The organism is Candidatus Merdisoma sp. HCP28S3_D10, from assembly GCF_052065835.1.
Taxonomy (GTDB): domain Bacteria; phylum Bacillota; class Clostridia; order Lachnospirales; family Lachnospiraceae; genus Laedolimicola.
Window position 1 is genome coordinate 495,840 of sequence record NZ_JBQHTG010000001.1, and the last position, 21,757, is coordinate 517,596.

18 protein-coding genes and 1 other annotated feature are annotated in these 21,757 nt (G+C 50.0%); of the genes, 1 reads left to right on the forward strand and 17 read right to left on the reverse strand.

The window, feature by feature from the left end:
- The 10 genes from ACTNCH_RS02345 to rho all read right to left on the reverse strand — a co-directional run bounded on the left by ACTNCH_RS02345 (window position 1) and on the right by rho (window position 11,887).
- Window positions 1-1,092 (reverse strand): DegT/DnrJ/EryC1/StrS family aminotransferase, encoded by a 1,092-nt coding sequence (locus ACTNCH_RS02345; RefSeq protein ID WP_441015138.1) that lies wholly within the window; start codon window positions 1,090-1,092, stop codon window positions 1-3.
- Between the two features lie 72 nt (window positions 1,093-1,164).
- Complete coding sequence (locus tag ACTNCH_RS02350) at window positions 1,165-2,229, reverse strand: hypothetical protein (RefSeq protein WP_441015136.1); 1,065 nt, start codon at window positions 2,227-2,229, stop codon at window positions 1,165-1,167.
- Between the two features lie 131 nt (window positions 2,230-2,360).
- Window positions 2,361-3,710, reverse strand: a complete 1,350-nt coding sequence (locus tag ACTNCH_RS02355) for an MBOAT family O-acyltransferase (protein WP_441015134.1) — start codon at window positions 3,708-3,710, stop codon at window positions 2,361-2,363.
- 12 nt (window positions 3,711-3,722) lie between these two features.
- Window positions 3,723-4,754 (reverse strand): acyltransferase family protein, encoded by a 1,032-nt coding sequence (locus tag ACTNCH_RS02360; RefSeq protein WP_441015132.1) that lies wholly within the window; start codon window positions 4,752-4,754, stop codon window positions 3,723-3,725.
- 21 nt (window positions 4,755-4,775) lie between these two features.
- On the reverse strand, window positions 4,776-5,849 hold the full coding sequence (gene prfA, locus ACTNCH_RS02365; RefSeq protein WP_441015130.1) for a peptide chain release factor 1: 1,074 nt from the start codon (window positions 5,847-5,849) through the stop codon (window positions 4,776-4,778).
- A gap of 23 nt (window positions 5,850-5,872) precedes the next feature.
- Entirely contained in the window at window positions 5,873-6,703 is an 831-nt protein-coding gene (gene prmC, locus ACTNCH_RS02370; protein ID WP_441015128.1) for a peptide chain release factor N(5)-glutamine methyltransferase, read from the reverse strand.
- The gene (locus tag ACTNCH_RS02375) at window positions 6,700-7,728 is read right to left on the reverse strand and encodes a DUF1385 domain-containing protein (RefSeq protein ID WP_441015126.1); all 1,029 of its coding nucleotides are present in this window, start codon (window positions 7,726-7,728) and stop codon (window positions 6,700-6,702) included. The genes prmC and ACTNCH_RS02375 overlap by 4 nt, the downstream gene beginning before the upstream one ends.
- A 90-nt stretch (window positions 7,729-7,818) precedes the next feature.
- Window positions 7,819-8,022, reverse strand: a complete 204-nt coding sequence (rpmE, locus tag ACTNCH_RS02380; protein WP_178038777.1) for a 50S ribosomal protein L31 — start codon at window positions 8,020-8,022, stop codon at window positions 7,819-7,821.
- 186 nt (window positions 8,023-8,208) lie between these two features.
- Window positions 8,209-9,909, reverse strand: coding sequence for a carbon starvation CstA family protein (locus tag ACTNCH_RS02385; protein WP_441015123.1), 1,701 nt, complete (start codon window positions 9,907-9,909; stop codon window positions 8,209-8,211).
- Window positions 9,910-10,000: 91 nt separating this feature from the next.
- Window positions 10,001-10,294: a binding site (T-box leader), on the reverse strand.
- A gap of 93 nt (window positions 10,295-10,387) precedes the next feature.
- Window positions 10,388-11,887: a transcription termination factor Rho gene (rho, locus tag ACTNCH_RS02390; RefSeq protein ID WP_441015121.1), complete on the reverse strand. Its 1,500-nt coding sequence runs from the start codon at window positions 11,885-11,887 to the stop codon at window positions 10,388-10,390.
- 228 nt (window positions 11,888-12,115) lie between these two features.
- Between rho and ACTNCH_RS02395 the strand changes: the two genes are divergently transcribed.
- Window positions 12,116-13,270: a CDP-glycerol glycerophosphotransferase family protein gene (locus ACTNCH_RS02395; protein ID WP_441015119.1), complete on the forward strand. Its 1,155-nt coding sequence runs from the start codon at window positions 12,116-12,118 to the stop codon at window positions 13,268-13,270.
- 82 nt (window positions 13,271-13,352) lie between these two features.
- Here ACTNCH_RS02395 and ACTNCH_RS02400 read toward each other — a convergent pair whose 3' ends face one another.
- The 7 genes from ACTNCH_RS02400 to ACTNCH_RS02430 all read right to left on the reverse strand — a co-directional run bounded on the left by ACTNCH_RS02400 (window position 13,353) and on the right by ACTNCH_RS02430 (window position 21,756).
- Window positions 13,353-14,132 (reverse strand): DeoR/GlpR family DNA-binding transcription regulator, encoded by a 780-nt coding sequence (locus tag ACTNCH_RS02400; RefSeq protein ID WP_441015117.1) that lies wholly within the window; start codon window positions 14,130-14,132, stop codon window positions 13,353-13,355.
- A 32-nt stretch (window positions 14,133-14,164) separates the two neighbouring features.
- Complete coding sequence (gene tkt / locus ACTNCH_RS02405; RefSeq protein WP_441015115.1) at window positions 14,165-16,150, reverse strand: transketolase; 1,986 nt, start codon at window positions 16,148-16,150, stop codon at window positions 14,165-14,167.
- Entirely contained in the window at window positions 16,147-17,091 is a 945-nt protein-coding gene (locus ACTNCH_RS02410; protein WP_441015113.1) for an ABC transporter permease, read from the reverse strand. The genes tkt and ACTNCH_RS02410 overlap by 4 nt, the downstream gene beginning before the upstream one ends.
- Before the next feature lies 1 nt (window position 17,092).
- Window positions 17,093-18,184, reverse strand: coding sequence for an ABC transporter permease (locus tag ACTNCH_RS02415; protein WP_441015111.1), 1,092 nt, complete (start codon window positions 18,182-18,184; stop codon window positions 17,093-17,095).
- Window positions 18,168-19,700 (reverse strand): ABC transporter ATP-binding protein, encoded by a 1,533-nt coding sequence (locus tag ACTNCH_RS02420; protein WP_441015109.1) that lies wholly within the window; start codon window positions 19,698-19,700, stop codon window positions 18,168-18,170. The genes ACTNCH_RS02415 and ACTNCH_RS02420 overlap by 17 nt, the downstream gene beginning before the upstream one ends.
- A gap of 30 nt (window positions 19,701-19,730) precedes the next feature.
- Window positions 19,731-20,564 (reverse strand): nucleoside phosphorylase, encoded by an 834-nt coding sequence (locus ACTNCH_RS02425; protein ID WP_441015107.1) that lies wholly within the window; start codon window positions 20,562-20,564, stop codon window positions 19,731-19,733.
- A 100-nt stretch (window positions 20,565-20,664) separates the two neighbouring features.
- On the reverse strand, window positions 20,665-21,756 hold the full coding sequence (locus tag ACTNCH_RS02430) for a BMP family ABC transporter substrate-binding protein (protein WP_441015105.1): 1,092 nt from the start codon (window positions 21,754-21,756) through the stop codon (window positions 20,665-20,667).
- Between the last annotated feature and the right edge of the window lies 1 nt (window position 21,757).

The window sequence follows — 21,757 nt, forward strand, 5'->3', positions numbered from 1 at the left end:
TTAGAAAGCATTGATTGCGTCAATTACATAGGACTGCTCTTCCTCTGTCATGCCATTGTACATGGGCAGGGAAAGCACCTGTGAAGCATACTGCTCGGTAATCGGCAGATCACCCTTCTTATGTCCCAGATATTGATATGCCTCGGACAGATGGGGCGGAATCGGATAATGGATAATCGTTCCAATCTCCTTTTCTGCCAGATACTGCATAAGCTTATCCCGGGCCTCGCTTCTTACCACAAACTGATGCCATACAGCGGTCGCTCCCTGCTGTACCTCCGGCAGAATCAGCTTGTCGTTATGGATCTCAGACAGATAACGGGCCGCGATCCGGCTGCGCTCCTCCTCACACTCCTCTACATGGCGCAGACGCACACGCAGAAGGCCTGCCTGCAGCTCATCCAGACGGGAATTGGCTCCGACTACTTTATTATAATAGCGCTTCTCGCTTCCGTAATTGCGGAATACACGGAAATCCTCCGCCAGACCCGCATCCTTTACCACCACGCCGCCGCCGTCGCCGAAGGCTCCGATGTTCTTGGATGGATAGAAGGAAAAGCAGCCCACATCTCCGAAGGTACCGGTCATCTGACCATCGAAGCAGGCTCCATGGGACTGGGCACAGTCCTCCACCAGCTTCAGATTGTACTTTTCTGTCAGCTTCTTCACCTCTGCCATATTGGAGGCCTGACCGTAGAGATGGACCACCAGAATCGCTTTTGTGCGCTCGGTAATCTTCTCCTCAATCTTCGATACATCGATGTTGTAATATGCATTCGGCTCTACGAAAACCGGAGTGGCGCCGTTCATGGTAATTCCCATCACGCTGGCAATGTAGGTATTGCCCTGGACGATGACCTCGTCGCCTTTGCCGATCCCCAGCAGCCGGAAGGCAATCCACAGCGCGTCCAGGCCGCTTGCCAGACCTACGCAGTGATTGCCGCCTGTATAGGCCGCAAATTCTTCCTCAAAGCTCTTTACTTCATTGCCCAGCACATACCAGCCGGAACGAAGCACCTCCAGAGCCTTTGCCTCAAACTCCTCCTGATACCGGAAGAAGCCTCTATCCATACGATTTGCCATAATTTTCATGTTACAGCTGCCTCACTTTCTATCTTCTGCAAATGCTCTTAAAAAAGAGCAGAGTTCTCCATTTAAAACACATTACTCATATTTATCATCATAACACGCAGTGAAAATTTCGTCAATCGGCTTTCCTTCCGCTTCCACCAATAGCCTTGTCAGCTTCTCTGCCCCGTTTCCATTCAGATGATCCACGTCGATATAATCCTCTGCCGTCAGCTGCAGGTATTCCGTCTTTGCCAGATTAAAATCCAGATATCCCACCCCATAACGCCTGGCCAGCTCCTTCACATAGGCATGGGCCGGATCGTAGGGACCGATGGCTTCCAGATACTGATCCAGACTGGGCGCCGTCACAAACACCAGTCGGATTCCCTGTTTTCTGCAGAAATCCACGATTTTTTCTATATAAGAGACCGGATACACCGTATCCAGCTTCATGTCATCGGCTACTTTCCCGAAATTGTCCCACCAGGTAATGGCCTCCGCATCCAGCTTGGCATCTGACCACACGAAGCCTCTGCCTGCGTATCGATCCGCTTCCACCGTCACCGGCGCGTAACTGCGGTAGCCTTCTGTCTGCTTTTTCTCCAGATTTTCCTTCAGATAAGCCGGATCGCCCAGTTTCTGCCAGTTCCGGCGGAAGGGGAAAAAGCGGTTGGTATAGTTCTTCGCCTCCGTGGTGGTCAGCAGAAAGGAAAGCTTATGAAAAGAAGGCCGCATATAATCCGTTATGATATTGGCCTGCACCAGATCCCGGTCGCTGCTGTCCATAAACAGGAATTTGTAGTGCATATCCAGATAGACCGTCTTCAGATCGTAAAGTCTGGCTGCTTCCCGCAGCAGATAATAAGAGGTGTCATAATTTTGTGAGGAAGAACCCAGATTGTAGGCGCTGTTTCCGGTCAGTTCTTCATAAAGCTCCGGGTCATAGGCCCGGTAGCAATGGGAGCTGCCCAGGAACAGAGTATCCATTTTCTCGCCTGCGTCGGCGCGCTCATAGAGCTCATGCATGGTTAGTCTTGTATAACTCTGGCTGTCGTCCACCAGAAGATAATTACAGAGTCTGATGAGGCCGCAGAGCAGGACTATGACTGCCACGAGCATCAAAAACCATCCGAACAGGGTTTGTTTTTTTGTTTTCATGGAAACAGAAGCCTCCTTTCTGATCTGATAGATGGACGGACGTTCGGTCGCGCTCATCTCATGCTTCTGTATAGCAGGATTCTTATGCAAGCATAAAATCCTGCCACACAGAAACATGGCCGAACTGTTACTTAAAACTGTGTATACAGGAATCCGCTGGTATCATAAGCCGCGCCGTACACGCCAAAGACAAGTACCGCACCGATCAGCACCGTGTAAATCAGGCATCTTACCACCGCATTCCGCTCCAGAATCCAGCTCCGGAACCCGAAGCCTTTTTCGTTCCAGATATCTTTCATGATCACAACCAAAATTCCCAGCGACAATAACACCCATTCAAAACCGCCAAGCTGCATACCCGCAAAATCCTGCAAACAGAAATTCGTGAGAATCACCAGCAGCATTCCCTTCAGATCTCCCAGGGAATTGACCCGGAACACCATCCAGGTGGCGTCGATAAACAGGAATATCAGTATGCGTTTCACTGCGCGCGTCAACTTCCAATTCTTAATATCGAAAATCTGTCCCATGCCATGCAGCAGTCCCCAGAGTAGAAAATGAAAGCCGGTTCCGTGCCAGACACCGCTGACCCCGAAGGTAATCAGGATATTCATGGCTCTGCGAAAGCGCCCTTTCCGGCTGCCACCCAGGGGAATATACACATAATCCCGAAGAAAGCTACTTAAAGAAAGATGCCATCTGCGCCAGAAATCCTGTACCGAATCCGCCTGATAAGGCCTTTTGAAGTTCGCAAGCAAATCAAAGCCCAGCATTCCGGCAATTCCTCTTGCCATATCCGTATAGCCTGCGAAATCGCAGTAAATCTGGAAAGCGTAAAGCACCGTCACCAGAAGGATTTCCACGCCGCCGAAGGCCCCAAACTGGCTGTACACCGCATTGACCGGAATGGCAATCCGATCCGCGATCAGGAGCTTTTCACACAGGCCCCAGAGCAGCAACAGGCCATTTTCCCGGATACGCTCTGCATCCCTTACCGGAAGCGCCTGTATATTCTGAATCTGCCGGAGCAGATTGCCGCTGCGCTCGATAGGCCCCTGCACCAGCTTCGGAAAGAAGGCCTGGAACAGGGCGAAGTTCAGGAGATTCTGCTCAGCCTGCACATTTCCACGGTAGACGTCGGTTAAATAGCCGATGGCCTGGAAGGTATAGAAGGAAATGCCGATGGGCAGGGCAATATTGCTGCGGTTATATTTGAAAAAGCAGAGGGCCGCCACATGAAATAGTACGGCCGCTGCGAAAATCACCGTTGCTCGATTTCCAGTTTTTTCCAATAATAAGCCAGCCGCCCAGGTCACCAGGGTAGACCCGATCAGCACCGCCAGATATTTTAGTCCGAAGCTGCCCAGGAATACATAGCTGGCCGCAAGGAGCCACGCTGCCCGGAACCGTCCGGGCAGAACCAGATAAATCACCCATACAATGGGAAAGAAGACCAGAAAAGCCAGTGAAGTAAATCCCATAGCACCCTCCCTTTAGCTGCGCTGTTTTCCGAAGAACCGGCCGTTCTCCGGCCATTTTCCATAAAGCAGGAAATCAAGCAGACGAATCCGTTTCGTCACCGCGATCACCGCCGCCGTAATCACACTCATGACCACGAAGGAGGCCAGCACGAACAGAAACCAGCCTGCAGAATACTGCGCGTAAACCTGTCCCCGGTTTAATACGGTGGCAAAATGGAAATGCACCACGTAGATCTCCAGCGTATAGCCTCCCAGCCAGGCCAGAAACTTTTTGAACCGGTTGGGCTTACATTTCACCAGCAGCCAGCAGACCGCGACGCAGCCCAAAAAGGAAGCGATAATCTGCCGCCCCAGTAAAAAAAGCGTGGTCACGTCCTGCAGATCCAGTAGTACCGCCATGGCAAGAAGCCCGCCAAGCGACAGAAGACCTCCGGCATTTTTCAGAATTTCCGGGCTCTCTTTCAGCTTTTCCCTGTATTTTCCGGCCAGATAGCCGGTCAGATAAAAGGGCAGATACAGGCGGGTCAGGCCAGGGCTCAGAAATTCGATTTCCAAAAGCGTCTCCAGCACCACGATGGCCGCCAGGCCCAGATACATCAGCCAGAAGCATCCTTTTTCAGCCCTGCTGCCCAGTCTTTTCCCTGCCAGGGAGCCCGCAAGCTCCGCCGTATAGATCATCCAGGTTAAGAGAAACAGGGTCATCAGGAACCAGAGCCCCCGATCCAGGCCGAACAGGGTTTCCCATATATTGGAAAACGGGTGGAGCGGATGCTGCAGCACAATCCAGAAGAAAAAGGGCGTCAGGTAAGCCAGCGCCCTCTTTTTTAGCTTTGTTCCATAGGCAGACAGTCCCACGACAGGCTGCCCCATTCCGCACAAATAGCCGCTGACCAGAATGAACAGCGGCATTTGAATGACTTTTATCACATCGTAGAGGATTCCGTCCTCCATATGGTTCCACACCAGGACGTGGCCCAGCATTACAAGCAGGATGGCCGCGCCCTTCAGTGCGTCTATGGTAAGACTGCGGGGTTTCTGACTCATACGCGTATTACTCACTAATGATTACTCCTCGTTCATCTTCGCCAGCTTGGCAGCCTGGTCGGCCGCGATACATGCGTCAATGATCTCCTGGATATCTCCGTTCATGATCTTATCCAGCTTATACAGGGTCAGGCCAATCCGGTGATCGGTCACGCGGCCCTGGGGGAAGTTGTAGGTACGAATCTTCTCGGAACGGTCTCCCGTACCGATCTGGCTTCTTCTTGCCTCAGCCTCTGCGTCGTGGGCCTTCTGACACTCGATGTCATACAGCTTGGCACGAAGCAGAGCGAAGGCCTTCGCCTTATTCTGCAGCTGGGACTTCTCTGTCTGGCTGTATACCACGATTCCGGTGGGGTAATGGGTCAGACGCACCGCAGAGTCTGTGGTGTTGACACACTGTCCGCCGTTACCGGAAGCACGCATAACGTCGATACGGATATCCTTCTCGTCGATCTGTACGTCTACTTCCTCTGCCTCCGGCATCACCGCAACGGTAATGGTAGAGGTATGGATTCTTCCGCCGGATTCTGTTTCCGGCACACGCTGTACGCGGTGTACGCCGGACTCGTATTTCATAACGGAATAAGCGCCCTGGCCATTGATCATGAAGGTTACGCTCTTCATACCGCCGATACCGATTTCGTCCGCTTCCATCAGCTCCACCTTCCAGCGGCGGCTCTCTGCGTAGTGGACATACATCCGGTAAATCTCTGCCGCGAACAGGGCGGCCTCGTCTCCGCCTGCGCCTGCGCGGATTTCCACGATAACGTTCTTGTCGTCGTTGGGGTCTTTCGGCAGAAGCAGAATCTTCAGAGTATGCTCCAGCTCCTCGATGCGGGCCTTTGCGTCGTTCAGCTCCTCTTTCAGCATCTCGCGCATTTCCTCATCATTTTCCTCTTCCAGCATGGAAAGGCTTTCTCCCACGGTCTCCTTGCATTTCTTATATTCCTTATAAGCATCCACGATAGGCTGCAGATCACTCTGCTCCTTCATCAGCTTCCGGAAACGCTCCTGATCACTGACCACGTCCGGCTCGTTCAGCTCGTTCATGATATCCTCGTAACGCAGAAGCAGGTCATCCAACTTGTCAAACATGCTCATTCCTCCATTAAAACTCTCTATCTGTAATATCCTTCTACGACCCGGTCAAGTCCCGCCAGGTCCTTTACTACCTTTACGTCCGAAAAGCCCTGCTGCCGCAGAAGCTCCGACACGCTCTCTCCCTGATCCCAGCCGATTTCCAGGAACAGGCCGCCGCCCTTTCTCAGGTATCCCGGCGCTTCCTCCACGATTCTCCGGTAAAAATACAGGCCGTCCTCATGGCCGTCCAGGGCCATATAGGGCTCGTGAAGCCGCACCTCGTCCATCAGGCTTTCGATCTCCTCCCTTTTGATATAAGGGGGATTGGACACGATCACATCAAAGGTGCCCTCTATCTTGTCAAATAAATCACTTTCTGTCAGTCTGACCTCCAGTCCCAGGCGCTCCCGGTTCTTTCCGGCTACCTTCAGGGCTTCCGGGGACAGATCCGCTCCCTCGCCCTCCGCGCCGGGCCGCAGGGTCTTCAGACTCAGCAGAATACAACCGGATCCGGTACACAGATCCAGATACCGCATCCCATCCTGCAGGAACTTTGCCGTCTCCTCCACCAGGATCTCCGTATCCTGTCTGGGAATCAGCACGTGCTCATTGACCAGAAAGGAAAGCCCCATAAATTCCTGCTCCCCGGTAATCTGCTGCAGGGGAATCCGCTGCGCCCGCCGGACAAGGGCCTCCCGATACTGCTCTTCCTGCTCCGGGGAAATCGCTTCCTCCGGGTATGCCAGATAGTGGCTTCGGCTCACGCCCGTACACCATTCCAGGAGATACCAGGCGTCCAGGTCTGCCTCCGGCACATTCGCGCCGGTTAATCTCTCCTTGCCAAATATCCAGGCCTCCCGGAGCGTCATGCCTTTTCCTCCGCGTCCTCTTCCAGAATCTCCTCCAGGTCACCGGCCTGTCTCTGGGCTTCCTCGCCCTCGTCTAGCACCTCAGCCTCGGTCTCCAGGGGTTCTCTGCCCTGCCATGCTCTCCAGTCAAAGACAGCCTCCACAGCAGCGATAGCCACCTCGATCATATCGTCCTCCGGCTCCTTGGTGGTCAGTCCCTGCATCCACATACCGGGACGGCTTAAGGCCAGGACCAGCTTATTCTCGCTTCTTCCGGCCAGACGGATAAACTCATAGGATACGCCTGCGATCACCGGCACCAGCGCAATCCGGAATACAACCCTGAGAATCGGAGATTCCACCCGGATAAAGATGAAGAAAATGATGCTGACAATCATAACGATCAGCATAAAGCTGGTTCCGCAGCGCTTATGCTCCTTGGAGCTGTTCCGGACATTCTCCACATTCAGCTCCAGGCCGTGCTCTACGCAATTGATGCACTTATGCTCCGCGCCATGATACTGGAACACCCGCTGAATATCCTTCATACGGGAGATCAGCAGGATATATCCGATGAAAAGCAACAGGCGGATGGCTCCCTCTATCAGCGCCAGAATCGTATCCGACACAATGACCTTGCGAAGCAGCGCCGCCGCGAAATAGGGCAGCACCATGAAAATCGCCACTGCCATAACAATGGAAAAAGCCACGGTCACTCCCATGACCACCTTCTCTGCCTTTTCTCCAAACAGCTTGTCTACCATCAGATCCGCCTTGGACGGCTGCGCCTCTTCCTCATCGTAGAAGCTTGCGGAAAAGGTCAGGCACTTCATGCCCAGCACCAGCGAATCCACAAAGCTTATGACGCCCCGCACAACCGGAAGCTTCTTCAGCTTTTTATTGCCGATTCCCTCATAGGTGCTTAAGTGTACTTCAATCTCTCCGTCGGGCTTGCGCACACCGATGGAATAGACATCCTGATTTTTCATCATGATGCCCTCCAGAACCGCCTGTCCGCCGATTCCTGAATATTTTGCCGTACTCATACGCGTACTTTTCCTCCATACTCTAAGCGTTCTTATTGTATGCAAAACGGGGTGAGATTGTCCAACCTCACCCCGTACTCACGTTGCTTATTATTTTGTGATGCCGTACTTACGATTGAATTTATCAATACGTCCGCGAGCTGCTGCTGCCTTCTGCTGTCCTGTGTAGAATGAATGGCACTTGGAGCAGATCTCCACGTGAATGTCCTTCTTTGTAGAACCTGTTACGAATGTGTTGCCGCAGTTGCAGGTTACGGTTGCCTGATAATACTCCGGATGGATTCCTTCCTTCATGATTTTCACCTCTTCAATATTATTTTGTGAACTTCTGGTTTCTGTTTCCCGGCCAATGCTGTTCCGATGTTTCCGCAGCAAGCTATCCCGGGCTATCCCTGCAAGTCCCTGCAGTTGAGCTGCATCTATAACAGCTTTTAGATTATAGCACAACGCAGACCGGATTACAAGCACAAAATCAGCTTTTTAAACTGCCTCGGTGCCTTTTTTCTTCTTAAAAAGCTCCTTGCCGGATGTATACACGATGATCACGCCCAACAGCATCAGCAGAACCGCCAGTACAAGCTGCAGTCCCTCTACCATAAACACACCGGTTCCGGCGGAAAATGCCTTTACCATGGCGATAGCTCTCTGCACCAGCGCAGTAAAGGTTACACAAAGCATCACGATAAGAGGCGGGAACAGGGTACGGTTCTCACGGCCGGTTACCTTCAGGAAGACACAGAGGGTAATCAGCACCAGAGCACTTAAGAGCTGGTTTGCGCTTCCGAACAGCGGCCAGATATTGGCATAACCTATCTGGGTCAGGATGTAGCCGAGCAGCAGGGTAACCACGGTGGAGAAATATTTATTGCAGAGCAGCTTTCTCCAGCCTTCCGCATGCTCCATATCGTCTACGCTGAACAGCTCCTGGAAGGACATACGTCCAATACGGGCTACAGCGTCCAGGCTGGTGAGCGCCAGGGCGGATACGCACATGGTCATGAAGCATCGGGCGACATAGACCGGCAAACCAAACATTTCCAGAAATCCGGCTACGCCGTTGGAGAAAATCTGGAACGGAGTTCCCACTGCTGCGGTTCCGTCCGCAGAGGCTGCAGCGCCTGCCACGCAGAGGGCCAGGACTGCCAGAAGACTTTCCAGAACCATGGCGCCGTAACCAACCTTTACCATATCCTTCTCATTTTCAATGGTCTTGGACGAGGTTCCGGAGGATACCAGGCTGTGGAAACCGGATACCGCGCCGCAGGCTACGGTAACGAACAGGATCGGGAACAGATTTCCCATCTTCTCATTCCGGAAACCGGTGTAGACCGGCAGGTTCATGTTCGGATGCGCTGCCAGAAGTCCGGCTACCGCGCCGAGAATCATGCCCACGAACATGAAGGTGGTCATATAGTCACGGGGCTGCTTCATCAGCCACATGGGCAATACTGACGCAAGGAAAATATAAGCAAAGGTTACATACAGCCATGCGCTCTTGCCTGCCACCAGCGGCAGATTCATGCCGAGCGCCAGGGCTGCGAAGGTGAACAGAAGACCCAGTACAACCTCTTTCCAGCCATCCAGCTTAAACTTCTTCTGAAGCAGTCCGAAGACTACCGCAAAGCCCATGAAGAACAGAGAAATGCTTCCGGCTGCGCCATTTACATTTGCAAGCTCTGCAAGTACGGTTGTGCCCTCCTCTGTAACCGTATAGGCGTTGAAGGTTCCGGCTACCATGTCGGCGAAGGCTGCGATAACAATCAGGGTAAACAGCCAGCAGAACAGCAGGAACAGCTTCCGTCCGGTTTTGCCGATATATTTCTCAATCAGCAGTCCCATGGACTTTCCTTCATTCTTGACACTGGCATACAGCGCTCCAAAGTCCGTAACGGCTCCGAAGAAAATGCCGCCGATGAGAATCCAGAGTAATACCGGAAGCCAGCCAAAGGCTGCTGCCTGAATGGCTCCGGTCACAGGGCCTGCGCCCGCGATGGATGAAAACTGATGGGCAAATACGACCCAGCCGCTGGTCGGTACGTAATCCTGGCCATCCTCTTTGGTCACTGCCGGGGTCTTGGCCTTCGGGTCAATGCCCCATTTATTCGCCAGCCAGCGGCCATATAAGGTGTAGCCGGCCAGCAGGCATACTGCTGCGATTACTACGATAACAAGCGTATTCATAATGTTACTCCTCCTCGATGTCTTTTGTATTTACGTCTTTGGTTTCGCCTGTCTCATGATCAAAAAAGCCCTCGTCTTCTCAGATTTCTCTGAAGAAGACGAAGGCTTTAAAATGCTCCGCGTTACCACTTCTCTTGTTGGTTCGATCGCTACCAACCACTCTGTCACGTCCTCGAGTCTGTCCGGTCTCTTTTGTGTTCCGGCTGCTTCCCGATTGAACATGTGCCCCGATAACGGCGGGCTTCCGGTTCCGACTACTTTTTGTAACATTTTCATCTGAACTGCTTGCAGGGGATGAATCTTTTCTCTGCCTGTCCCCTCGCACCAGCCGGGGACTCTCTGAAAAGCATTCCAAAAAAATCCGTGTCCTGTTCATTGCATTTGACTTATGAAACAGTATGGCTGCATTATAGTCCTCTTTTTTCAAAAGTCAAGAGGGGGTTTTGAAAAAATGTTGTTCTTTTTCCGGTACACATTTTTAGATAAATTTGTTCTTCTTGACGGTCTGCACAAATTCCGCGTTGTTCTTGGTGTGGGCGAACATATTCAGGATATTTTCCACCGCTTCCTCCGGCTTCAGGCCGTTCAGACCTTTGCGGATAATATCCATAGCCTCCAGCTCCTCCTCCGTCAGCAACAGATCCTCTCTTCTGGTTCCGGATTTGGGAATATCGATGGCCGGGAATACACGCTTCTCCTGCAGCTTCCGGTTCAGTACCAGCTCCATGTTGCCGGTTCCCTTAAACTCCTCGTAAATCACATCGTCCATCTTGCTTCCGGTCTCCACCAGGGCTGTGGCCAGAATGGTCAGGCTGCCGCCCTCGCGCATATTGCGGGCTGCGCCAAAGAACCGCTTGGGCATATGGAGGGCCGCCGGATCCAGACCGCCGGACAGGGTACGGCCGCTGGGCGGAACCGTCAGGTTGTAGGCCCGGGCCAGACGGGTAATGCTGTCCAGCAGAATCACTACGTCCTTGCCGTTTTCCACCAGACGCTTAGCCCGCTCGATCACCATCTCCGCCACCCGCTTATGATGCTCCGGCAGTTCGTCGAAGGTGGAATGGATGACCTCCACATTGGGACCCTCAATGGCCTCCTTAATATCTGTAACCTCCTCGGGACGCTCGTCGATCAGCAGGATCAGAAGCTGCATATCCGGATGGTTCCGGGTCACAGACTTGGCCACATCCTTCAGAAGCGTCGTTTTACCTGCCTTCGGCGGGGACACGATCATACCTCTCTGTCCCTTTCCGATGGGAGAAATCAGATCCACAATCCGCATGGCGGTGCTTCCGCCAGGGCGCTCCAGATGAATCCGCTGGTTGGGGAAAATCGGCGTCAGATCCTCAAAATTCCGTCTCCGGGCCGCCTCCTCGGGACGCAGGCCGTTCACCGTCTTCAGGTACAGCAGTGCCGCGAATTTTTCCGTCTGAGATCTTACCTTTATATTCCCGCAGAGAATATCTCCGGTTTTCAGATTATATCTGCGAATCAGGGCCGGGTTGATGTAAATATCATTTTCACCGGGCAGATAATTATCGCTCCGGATAAAGCCGTAACCGTCTACCAGTACCTCCAGAATGCCGTTGGCCACCTGTCCGCTGTCCAGATTCGTCGGCTGCTCCTGCTGGGGCTGGGGGGCTGTCTGTGCCTGTCCGCTCCCGTTCCGTTCATAAGAGAGACGTTCGGTTCTCACATAACGGTTCGGACGCTCGGTTCTCTCGGCCCGCTCTGTCCGTTCGGTCCGCTCGGCGCGCTCCGCCCGCTGTTCCTGGCGCTGCTCATAGCGCTCCTGTCTCTCCTTCTGTATCCGCTCTGCCTGGGCAATCTGCTCCTGGCGGCTTACCTCCTCGTCCTTCTCCAGCATCAGCGTAATCAGCTCGCCTTTTTTCAGCGTAGAAGTTCCCTTCATTCCTCTGGTTTTGGCGATCGCCTTCAGCTGTGCCAGCGGCAATGATTCATATTGTTCTCTGGTCATTCCCTGTCCTCCTCATTTTTTGCCGTATCTCTATGTCTGTCATTTAAATATGCAAGCTTCTGCATTCTTTTTCCTTGGGAATCCCGCCTGATAGATGGCGGATTGAACGTTCGAGATATTATAACCTATTTTCTTCCAATTTGCAAATCCAATTTTGCTTCACAATCCGTCAAAGTAATGTTAGAATAAGGAGAAACTTCATTTAAAGCATACAGGATGGTGTCAATTGTGATAAAGAAACTGCTTCTGCCCCTTTACCTGCGGGCACACCGGCTGATGATGAAAATCTGCTGGAATCTTTTTATTCATGCTCCGCTGGATCGCCGGAAGGTGGTCTTCAGCAACTTCAACGGCGGCGGCTACGGCGATAATCCCAAGTTTATCGCCCAGGAATTTCTGCGCCGGAAGCTCCACTGGAAGCTCTATTGGGTTTCCGCCTCCGACTATGACCTGCCGGAGGGCATCCGGCCTGTCCGCCCCAATACCATTGCCTTTGCCTGGCATATGGCTACGGCCGGAACCTGGGTCGACGATACCCGAAAGCTCTATTATTTCAAAAAGCGTCCCGGCCAGTTCTACATTCAGACCTGGCACGGCGGATTAGGACTTAAAAAAGTGGAAAAGGACTGCGAGGACGCCCTTTCTAAAGAGTATGTGACTTACGCGAAAATCGATTCCCAAAATATGGATCTCCTTCTGGCCTGCTGCCGCTGGGAAAGCGTATCCTACCGGGAAGCCTTCTGGTACGACGGGCCGATTCTGGAAAAAGGCATTCCGAAAAATGATATTTATTTTGAGGATCCGGCTCTCTATATCCGAAAGGTACATCAGCATTTTGGCCTGCCCGAGGGCACAAAGCTGGCGCTCTACGCCCCCACCTACCGGGACAGCCGCAAGACCGATATGTACAACCTGGATTACAACCAGCTTCTGAGCGCCCTTGAGAAGCGCTTCGGCGGATCCTGGGCCGTCCTGGTGCGGATGCATCCCAACGTCAGCTACAAGGATTACCCTCTGACCTACACGGACCGCATTCTGAACGCCAGTCCCTATGAGAATATGCAGGAGCTCCTGGTAGCCTCCGATATCATCATCAGCGATTACTCCGGCTGCGCCTTTGATTTTCCCATGATCGGGAAGCCCGGCTTCCTCTACGCCGAGGACTACGAGGAAATGAAGCGCACCAAAGACTATTATTTTCAGCTGGAGGATCTGCCCTTTACCCTGGCCCTCACCAACGGGCAGCTGATGGAGCAGATTGAGCATTTCGATGAGAGGGATTATCAGAAAAAATGTAAGGATTTCTGCGATATGCTGGGCTTTTATGACGACGGCCACGCGTCCGAAGCGGTAGTTGATCTGATTCTTGAAAAAATGAAATAAAGCCATGATTCTAAAACTGATTTCCTGGCCAAAAAAAGAGGCTGCCGCTTTATGCGACAGCCCCTTTCCCGTTTCGAGCCGTTTATACCAGATCCAACTGAATCCCTTTTTCCCGAATCCACTGAACCCATTCCCTTGAAAGCTTCTTATCCGTAATAACTCTGTCAAATATATCAATATCCGTCAGAAAACAAGGTTCTATTTTTCCGAATTTACTGGAATCGACAAGCAGAATTTTTTCTGCTCCTGACTGAATAATCGTTTGCTTTACTTCCAGCTCATAATTATTCATACAGGTGATTCCCATTTTATCATGCACTCCCGCCGCCGTAGCAAACACCTTTGTTGCCCTGACGTTTTTGATCAGCATAATATTCTCCGGCGATTCAAATAGAGTGGTATCCGGATGATAATAGCCTCCACCAAAAATAATAGAAATATTAGGATTACTGCATATCATATTTAAAATATTCAGGTTACATGTGAAAACAGTCATCCTTGTCTTTTTATCAATATTGGCTGCCAGATGCTCTACCGTAGATCCGTTATCAATAATCACACAATCATCCTGGTGGATCAGGGAGGCTGCATATCTTCCAATGCGTTCCTTTTCATCAATATGGGATTGGATTGCCTGGGTAAGCTGATAGCTGTCATCTCCTCCCATATAGTCATGACTCACATTTAAAACAGCAGCTCCCGGTATGTCCAACACAATGTTGTTTGCCTTAAGAGTATCCAGATCTCTGCGAATAGTCATCTCTGATACATTCAGCAGCAATGCCAGCTCTTTGATAGGGACACCTTTTTGCCTTTTTAATATTTCTATTAAGTTATTTAATCTCTCATCCTTTTTGCTCAATAGATCTCCCTCTCCGCACGTACCCTTTTTTCTTAAAAGAGTTCTTTTTTAATGCGCTCTACTGCCTGCTCTGCAGTAAAGCCAAATTTTTCAAAGAGCTGTGCAGCCGGTGCAGATGCGCCAAATCCGTCCATCGTAATATAGCATCCTTCCGTACCTACATAGCGTCCCCATGACATGCTGCTTCCTGCCTCAATAACTGCTCTCTTTGTCACGGACTTCGGAAGTACAGATTCCCGATATGCTTCATCCTGCTCCGCGAACAAATCCATACAGGGCATACTTACTACTCTGGCAGAGATATTCTCTTTCTCTAACATTTCAGCTGTCTCTAACGCCACTGCAACCTCAGAACCGGTCGCAATGATAATCAGATCTGCTGTATCCTTTGTTTCTTTTCTCAGGACATAACCGCCCTTTAAAGCCTCCTTACCGGTATGCTCCAGTACAGGCAGATTCTGTCTGGAAAGAACCAGGCAGGTAGGTGTCCGCTTCGCAGTTAATGCGCTTGCCCATGCTGCTTTTGTCTCTGTCTCATCTGCAGGACGGAATACATGCATATTCGGCATTGCCCGAAGCATAGTAAGCTGCTCTACCGGCTCATGGGTCGGACCATCTTCTCCAACACCAATGCTGTCATGAGTCAACACAGAAATCATCGGCAGTCCCATAAGAGAAGACAGACGGAGCATAGGCTTCATATAATCTACAAATACAAAGAATGTTGCCGCATAGGTACGCAGTCCACCATGCAGGAGCAATCCGTTTGCAATTGCAGTCATTCCAATTTCTCTTACGCCGTAATGGATATTTCTTCCTTCCGGATGCTCCGGGGAGAAGCTTTCCTCTCCATTCATAACAGTCTTATTGGACGGACCCAGATCTGCAGAACCGCCAATCAGGTTCGGCAGACTGTCTTTCACATAGTTAATCACCTTTCCGGAAATGCTTCTGGTTGCCTCTGCCTTACCGCTCTTCTCCCAGAACGCCTCATCGTCCAGCAGTTTATCCGCGCCATTCTCGTCATATGCCTGATCCAGCGCGCTTTTCAGTTCCGGATAACGCTTGCAGTACTCGTCAAACATTTCCTGCCATGCCGCTTCCTTTTTTGCGCCTTCTTCAGCTAACATACGGTAATGGGCATATACCTCTTCCGGCACCGCAAATGCTTCCTCAAGCGGCCAGTTCAGATTCTCCCGTAAAATCTTTACATTTTCCTCGCCCAGAGGCTCTCCATGAGCGCTGGCCTTACCTTCCTTTGCAGGAACTCCATGACCGATTTTTGTTGTAATCTTGATAAAGGACGGCTTTTCCTTTTCTGCTTTGGCCTGCTCAATTGCCGCTCCGATTGCCGCCGGATCATTTCCATCTTCTACAGACAACACCTGGAATCCGAAAGCCTCAAAACGTTTAGAAACATCCTCTGTAAACGCAATGTCCGTATTTCCCTCGATGGTGATAGAGTTGGAATCGTAAAGGACAATCAGTTTATCCAGCTTGTTGGTTCCTGCCAGAGACATAACCTCGGAAGAAATTCCTTCCATCAGACAGCCGTCTCCACACAGAGCATACGTATAATGATCAAATACCGGATATCCTTCTCGGTTGTATTTTGCAGCCATATGCTTCTCAGCCATAGCCATTCCTACAGCCATTCCCAGGCCTGCGCCCAGCGGCCCTGTGGTCGCTTCTACTCCTACTGTATGTCTGTACTCCGGATGTCCGGGAGTCAGGGAATCCATCTGACGGAAATTCTTCAGATCGTCAATCCCCAAATCACCATATCCGAATAAGTGAAGCAGGGAATACAGAAGGGAGGATCCATGGCCTGCTGACAGAATAAATCGATCCCGGTTCATCCACTGGGGATCCTTCGGATTATGATTCATATGATGAGCCCAAAGCTCATATGCGATAGGTGCAGCACCCAGAGGCAGTCCGGGATGTCCAGAGTTGGCCTTCTGTACCGCATCTGCCGATAAAATCCTGATTGCACTTACTGCTAACTGTTCGTTCATGCTACTTTCTCCTTTTTCTTCTTATTACCAATAACTCCCTGCATTCTCAGCTTTGCCATATAGGAACTGATTGCCAGAGCAATAATTGCAAAGATATACGGGAACATGGAGATAATAGAAGGTGAAACCTTCAGTCCCATCAGTTCCACACGGATTCCAATCGCATCGGTTAAACCAAACAGAAGGGATACCAGTGAAGCAAATACCGGATGCGAACCACCGAATACAAATGCGGTGTACGCCATAAATCCGCGTCCCTGAATCATATTCTCAGAAAACTGTGAAACAGAAACGGTGGAAAGGTATGCCCCTGCCAATCCGCACAACGCGCCGGAAATCAGGATTACCTGCCATTTCACTACAGCCGGTCTGATTCCTGCTGTCTTAGCTCCCTCTTCTGATTCTCCTACTGCACGAATGGAAAGTCCCATTTTCGTTTTGAACAATACAATATAGAATACAATCACAAGAACAATGGTCAGATAAGTTACTATGCTCTGTCCGCTCAGACAGCTTAAAATCGGGATATTCTTAATAACCGGAATCTGAATCATGTTCAGCTTATGAATCTGGTCCGGACTATATGCACCCTGTACTCCGAAAATCGCACGTAAAAGGAATGCTGTCAGACCGGTTCCCAACGTGTTCATCGCGATACTGGCTATAATATGGTTTGCATTGAATTTGACAACAAATACGCCATACAGCGCGCTGTAGAGAGCTCCGATTATCATAGCTCCTAACAATCCTGCCCATACGCTGCCGCCTGTAAACTGTACTACCGCAATCGCCGCAAATGAGCCTATCAGGGCAAAGCCCTCAAGGGCAATGTTGAAAACGCCTGCCCGGTCACATAAAAGTCCACCAAGTGCCATCAGCATAAGAGGCGTAGCGATACGTATCATGGATGCTAATGTATCTGAAACAATTGCTAAATTCATCCTAGTTTCCTCCTTCACTTGACGGCTTCTTTTCTGCCTTTTTGATCTTAAACTTCGGCAGTACAAACTTTGCACTGATTGTAATAAAGATAAGCGCCATTACAATTTCTGTCATAGCGGAAGGAACCTCGGTAAGACGCTCCATATTGATACCGCCGTTCTTTAATGCTCCAAAGAAAATACCTGAGAAAAGTACTCCAACCGGATTGTTGTTCGCAAGCAGTGATACAACGATTCCGTCGAAACCAAAACCCGGGTTAAAGCCTGCCAGCAATCTGTGCTGTACCGCTGTAACTTCAATTGCGCCAATGATACCTGCGATGGCTCCACTCATCGCCATAACCTGAATCAGGGTTTTTTTCGGTTTCATACCGGAGTATTCTGCAAGAACCGGATTTGCTCCGACAATCTTAATCTCATGTCCAAACGTAGTCTTGAAGAAAATAAACGCAAGGATAATCAATACTACAATCGCGATGTATGCTCCTATATTGGCAGAAGACGGCGCGAAATAAGAAAGTCGCGGAAGCCATGTATTATCCGGGAACACAGCACTCGCATTTAAGTTTGTTCCGGATACGGGGTCACGGAGAGGTCCTGCCACCAGGAATTCAATAAACAGCTCTGCTATGTAATTCAAAAGCAATGTGGACACGATTACGTTGGTTCCCAGATACACCTTCATCATTGCCGGAATCATTGCGAACAACGCGCCTGCCACCATAGCCGCGAGAAAAATCACAACGACGGATACGCCATGGTTCATGGAAGCCGGCATTTTCATCGCAACCGCTGTTGCTGCTGCAGCGCCCATGTAGAGCTGTCCATCTACACCGAGGTTGAACACCTCCGCCTTATAGGTTACACAGATAGCCAGACCTGCAAGCACCAGGGGCGTTGCCCACCGAACGGTTCCCGCAATATCTGAGGTCAGACCTTTAAAAATTCCATTTACAATCGCAAAGGGCTCATAACCGGAAACTGCCAGTGAAATCGTTGCCAGAGCCAGCGCTATCACAATCAGGCATACCTGTTTTCCGACGATCTTTGCCGCTGCTATTATCTTATTGTTCTCATTATTCTTCATCGTCATCACCGCCTTGCCTCTTTGCTCCAGTCATGTAAACTGCAATTTTTCTTTCGTCTGCTTCTCCGCGTTTAAATTCTGCCATAATCTCGCCTTCATACATAACAAGAATCCGGTCGGACAGAGAAAGAATCTCATCCAGCTCTGCGCTGACTAATAATACGCCTCTGCCGGAATCGCGTACTTCTACAATTCTATGATGGATCGACTCAATTGCTCCAATATCTACGCCACGCGTCGGCTGTGCTGCAATTAACAGATCCGGAGCTGCCTCCATCTCACGCGCAAAGATAACCTTCTGCATATTACCACCGGAGAGAGTTCCCATCTTATACTCAGAATCCGGTGTCTTTACTCCAAACTCCTTACACAGCTCTTCCGAGAAATTGTGAAGCTTCTTATTATCCAGAATTCCATGATTACTGTAAGGCTTCTGATAATACCGGTTCAAAATCAGATTATCACGTATGGTACAGGTCTTAGCGCTTCCCATTTTCAGACGATCCTCCGGAATATGGGACATACCGCCTTCCCGTCTCTTTCTTACGGAAAATTCTGTTACGTCTTCACCCTTAAGAATGATTTTTCCTTCTGTCGGACGCAGCATACCTGAGATAGCCTCAATCAGCTCTGTCTGTCCATTCCCCTCTACGCCTGCAACACCAACAATTTCTCCCCTTGCCACCTTAAAGCTGACGCCATTTAAGGCAGGAAGGCCTCGCTGATTTAAAGCGTGCAGATTCTGTACTTCCAGTACATCATCTCCGGGATTATATTCATTTCTTGGGATTTCCAGATTTACCTTTCGTCCTACCATCATGCCTGACAGGGAATCCGTATCTGCCTCTACTGTTGCCAGACTTCCTGTTACCACGCCTTTTCTCATGACAACAATCTTGTCTGTAATTGCCATAACCTCACGCAGCTTGTGGGTAATAAAGATAATGGCACAGCCCTGCTCTTTCAGCTGACGTAATACCTCCAGAAGCTTATCTGTCTCCTGGGGCGTCAGAACGGCGGTGGGCTCGTCCAGAATCAGTACCTTTGCTTCCCTGTACAGCGCCTTTATAATCTCTACTCTCTGTTTTTCTCCGACTGAAAGCTGATACACCTTCTCATCCAGATTAACCGGAAGGTTGTATGTCTCCATAATTTTTGTAATCTCTTCTTTGGCGGTCTTTGTATCAATCAGACCATTTTTTGTCGGAGTTTTTCCAAGAATAATGTTCTGCAGGACACTTAAGTTCGGCATCAGCATGAAATGCTGATGTACCATTCCTATTCCCAATTTAATCGCCATATTGGGAGATGTAATTCGGACTTCCTTTCCGAATAATTTAATTACGCCTAAGTCCGGTTCTGTCATCCCGTACAGCATATTCATCATTGTAGATTTCCCGGCGCCATTCTCACCAATCAATCCGAGAATCTCGCCTTCATTGACACTTAAAGAAACATTGTCATTTGCTACTACACCGGGATAGAATTTTGATATATTCAACATTTCAACTGCTACTGCCATACTATCCATCCTCTTCTATTCTTTAGCCAGTTATTTTCTTTTCTTGATGCTCAGTTTTACTTCGCCTGTCTCATCCCACTCTTTTAAGATCTTCATAGCCTCTGTAGCTGCAAGGCAAGCCTTCTCTTCTCCGCCGTTATCGCCCCAGCGATCCAGTACACGGTTAGAGATAACAGAAAGGATTGCTCCCATTCTCATACCATGCAGATAACCAACTACCAGCTGTCCGGAGGTCTCCATCTCAATATTGGTTACGCCTGCAGTTGCCAGATCCGGAAGGATTTTCTCTGCGAAGGACGGCCAGTATCCGCTTCCATCCTCGTTTAACGGACGTCCCTGTCCGATATAGAAAGAACCTACTGTATAGTCCAGACCCAGTCCATAACGGAATCCAAGACGTTCACAGGCTTCCATAAGAGCCATAACTACATAAGTATTTGCAAATGCCGGGAATTCCGGTTCCACATAGGTTGCGCTTGTTCCGTCTTTGCGGACACAGGCTACCGGGATAATCAGATCGCCCAGGTCAAACTCCGGAACGATACATCCTGTTGTACCAACACGGATACAGGTATGAACGCCCAGGGTATTCAGCTCATGCAGGCAGATCTCAGAGCTGGGTCCGCCGATTCCGGTAGAGGTACATCCGATTTCCATTCCCTTATACTTTCCGGTTACTGTTTTATATTCTCTGTAAGATGCTACTTCCTTTACATCCTCCCAGTTTTTCGCGATTATCATGGTTCTTTCCGGTGCGCCCGGTAAGATTACATACGGAGGAACATCGTTGGGTTTCAGCTGTAAATGGTATACGCCTTCGTTTGCTGCCTTAGGAGCTGATGCCTTGTTTACTTTTTCTTCCATGATTTATCTCCTTTTTATGTCCAATCAATAATTTCCTGTTTTTATTTAGGAGCTGCCTCTTAAGGCAGCTCCTATGTTTCTCTGTTATTTCAGCTGCAGACTAGTTTGCTGCTTTAATTGTCTCCCAGTTCGGTACTGCTGTATTGTAAGGAATCTCCAGTGTACCGTCAACGATCTGCTGCTCTAAAGCCTTAGCCTCATCGATTGCTGTGAGCATAACATCCTTATACTCCTCATTTGCTTCTGCAAATCTGTTGAAGGAATCCCAATCCATGAAGTATCCGCCGTTTGTCAGGTCACGGATACCATGCTCTCCGCCCGGATACTCGTCATTGACTAACATCTCAATTGCCTTATAAATGGTATCTCCGAAGCCGATTCCCTCAATACCATAGAATCCCTCGTAGGTATCATAGTAATCTGTGATCTCGCCTGCGCACAGAATACCTGCATCCTTACAAGCCTCTACAACACCTGCATTTGATGCTCCGGAGTCTGTCTGGATAACATCTGCGCCCTTAGCGATCATAGCACTTGTAATCTCTTTTGCTGTAGCCGGATCCTCGTAGCTGTTTACATAAGAGAACTCAACTCTTGCATCCGGATTAGCAGCCTTAACACCCATCATGAATCCGTTGCCCTCTGCGTTCGGAGACGGCTCCTCTGCACCTACAACAAATCCAACTACGTTCGATTTTGTCAGCTTTCCTGCAATGTAACCACCAATGTAGAAAGCGCCCTCGCCGTGGAACTCTGTATCCCAGATATTCTTATAGCTTGTGCTGTCGGTATTGATTGTCTGGAAAATAGCTGCAAACTTGGTATCCGGATATTCCTGAGAAACCAGTACTGTAGAGTCCTGCATATATCCGTATGTGGTAGCAATCAGATCATAACCTGCATCTGCCATAGCACGAATATCTTCCTCATACTTGGATGCCTCTGCGGATTCCAGCTTCTTAATCTCAACGCCAAAATCTGCTGCCGCCTTATCTGCGCCTGCAGCCAGGTCGTCCATGGAAGCCTTATCTCCGAATTTCTGGTTAACAACCAATGCGATTTTCAGTTTGTCTTTTCCGCCCTCTGCGTTGTCTGCGGTGTTGGAGGAAGCAGAATTGCCATTGCCTCCACATGCTGCAAGTCCGATTACCATCACTGCTGAAAGCAGTACTGCCAATACTTTCTTTTTCATA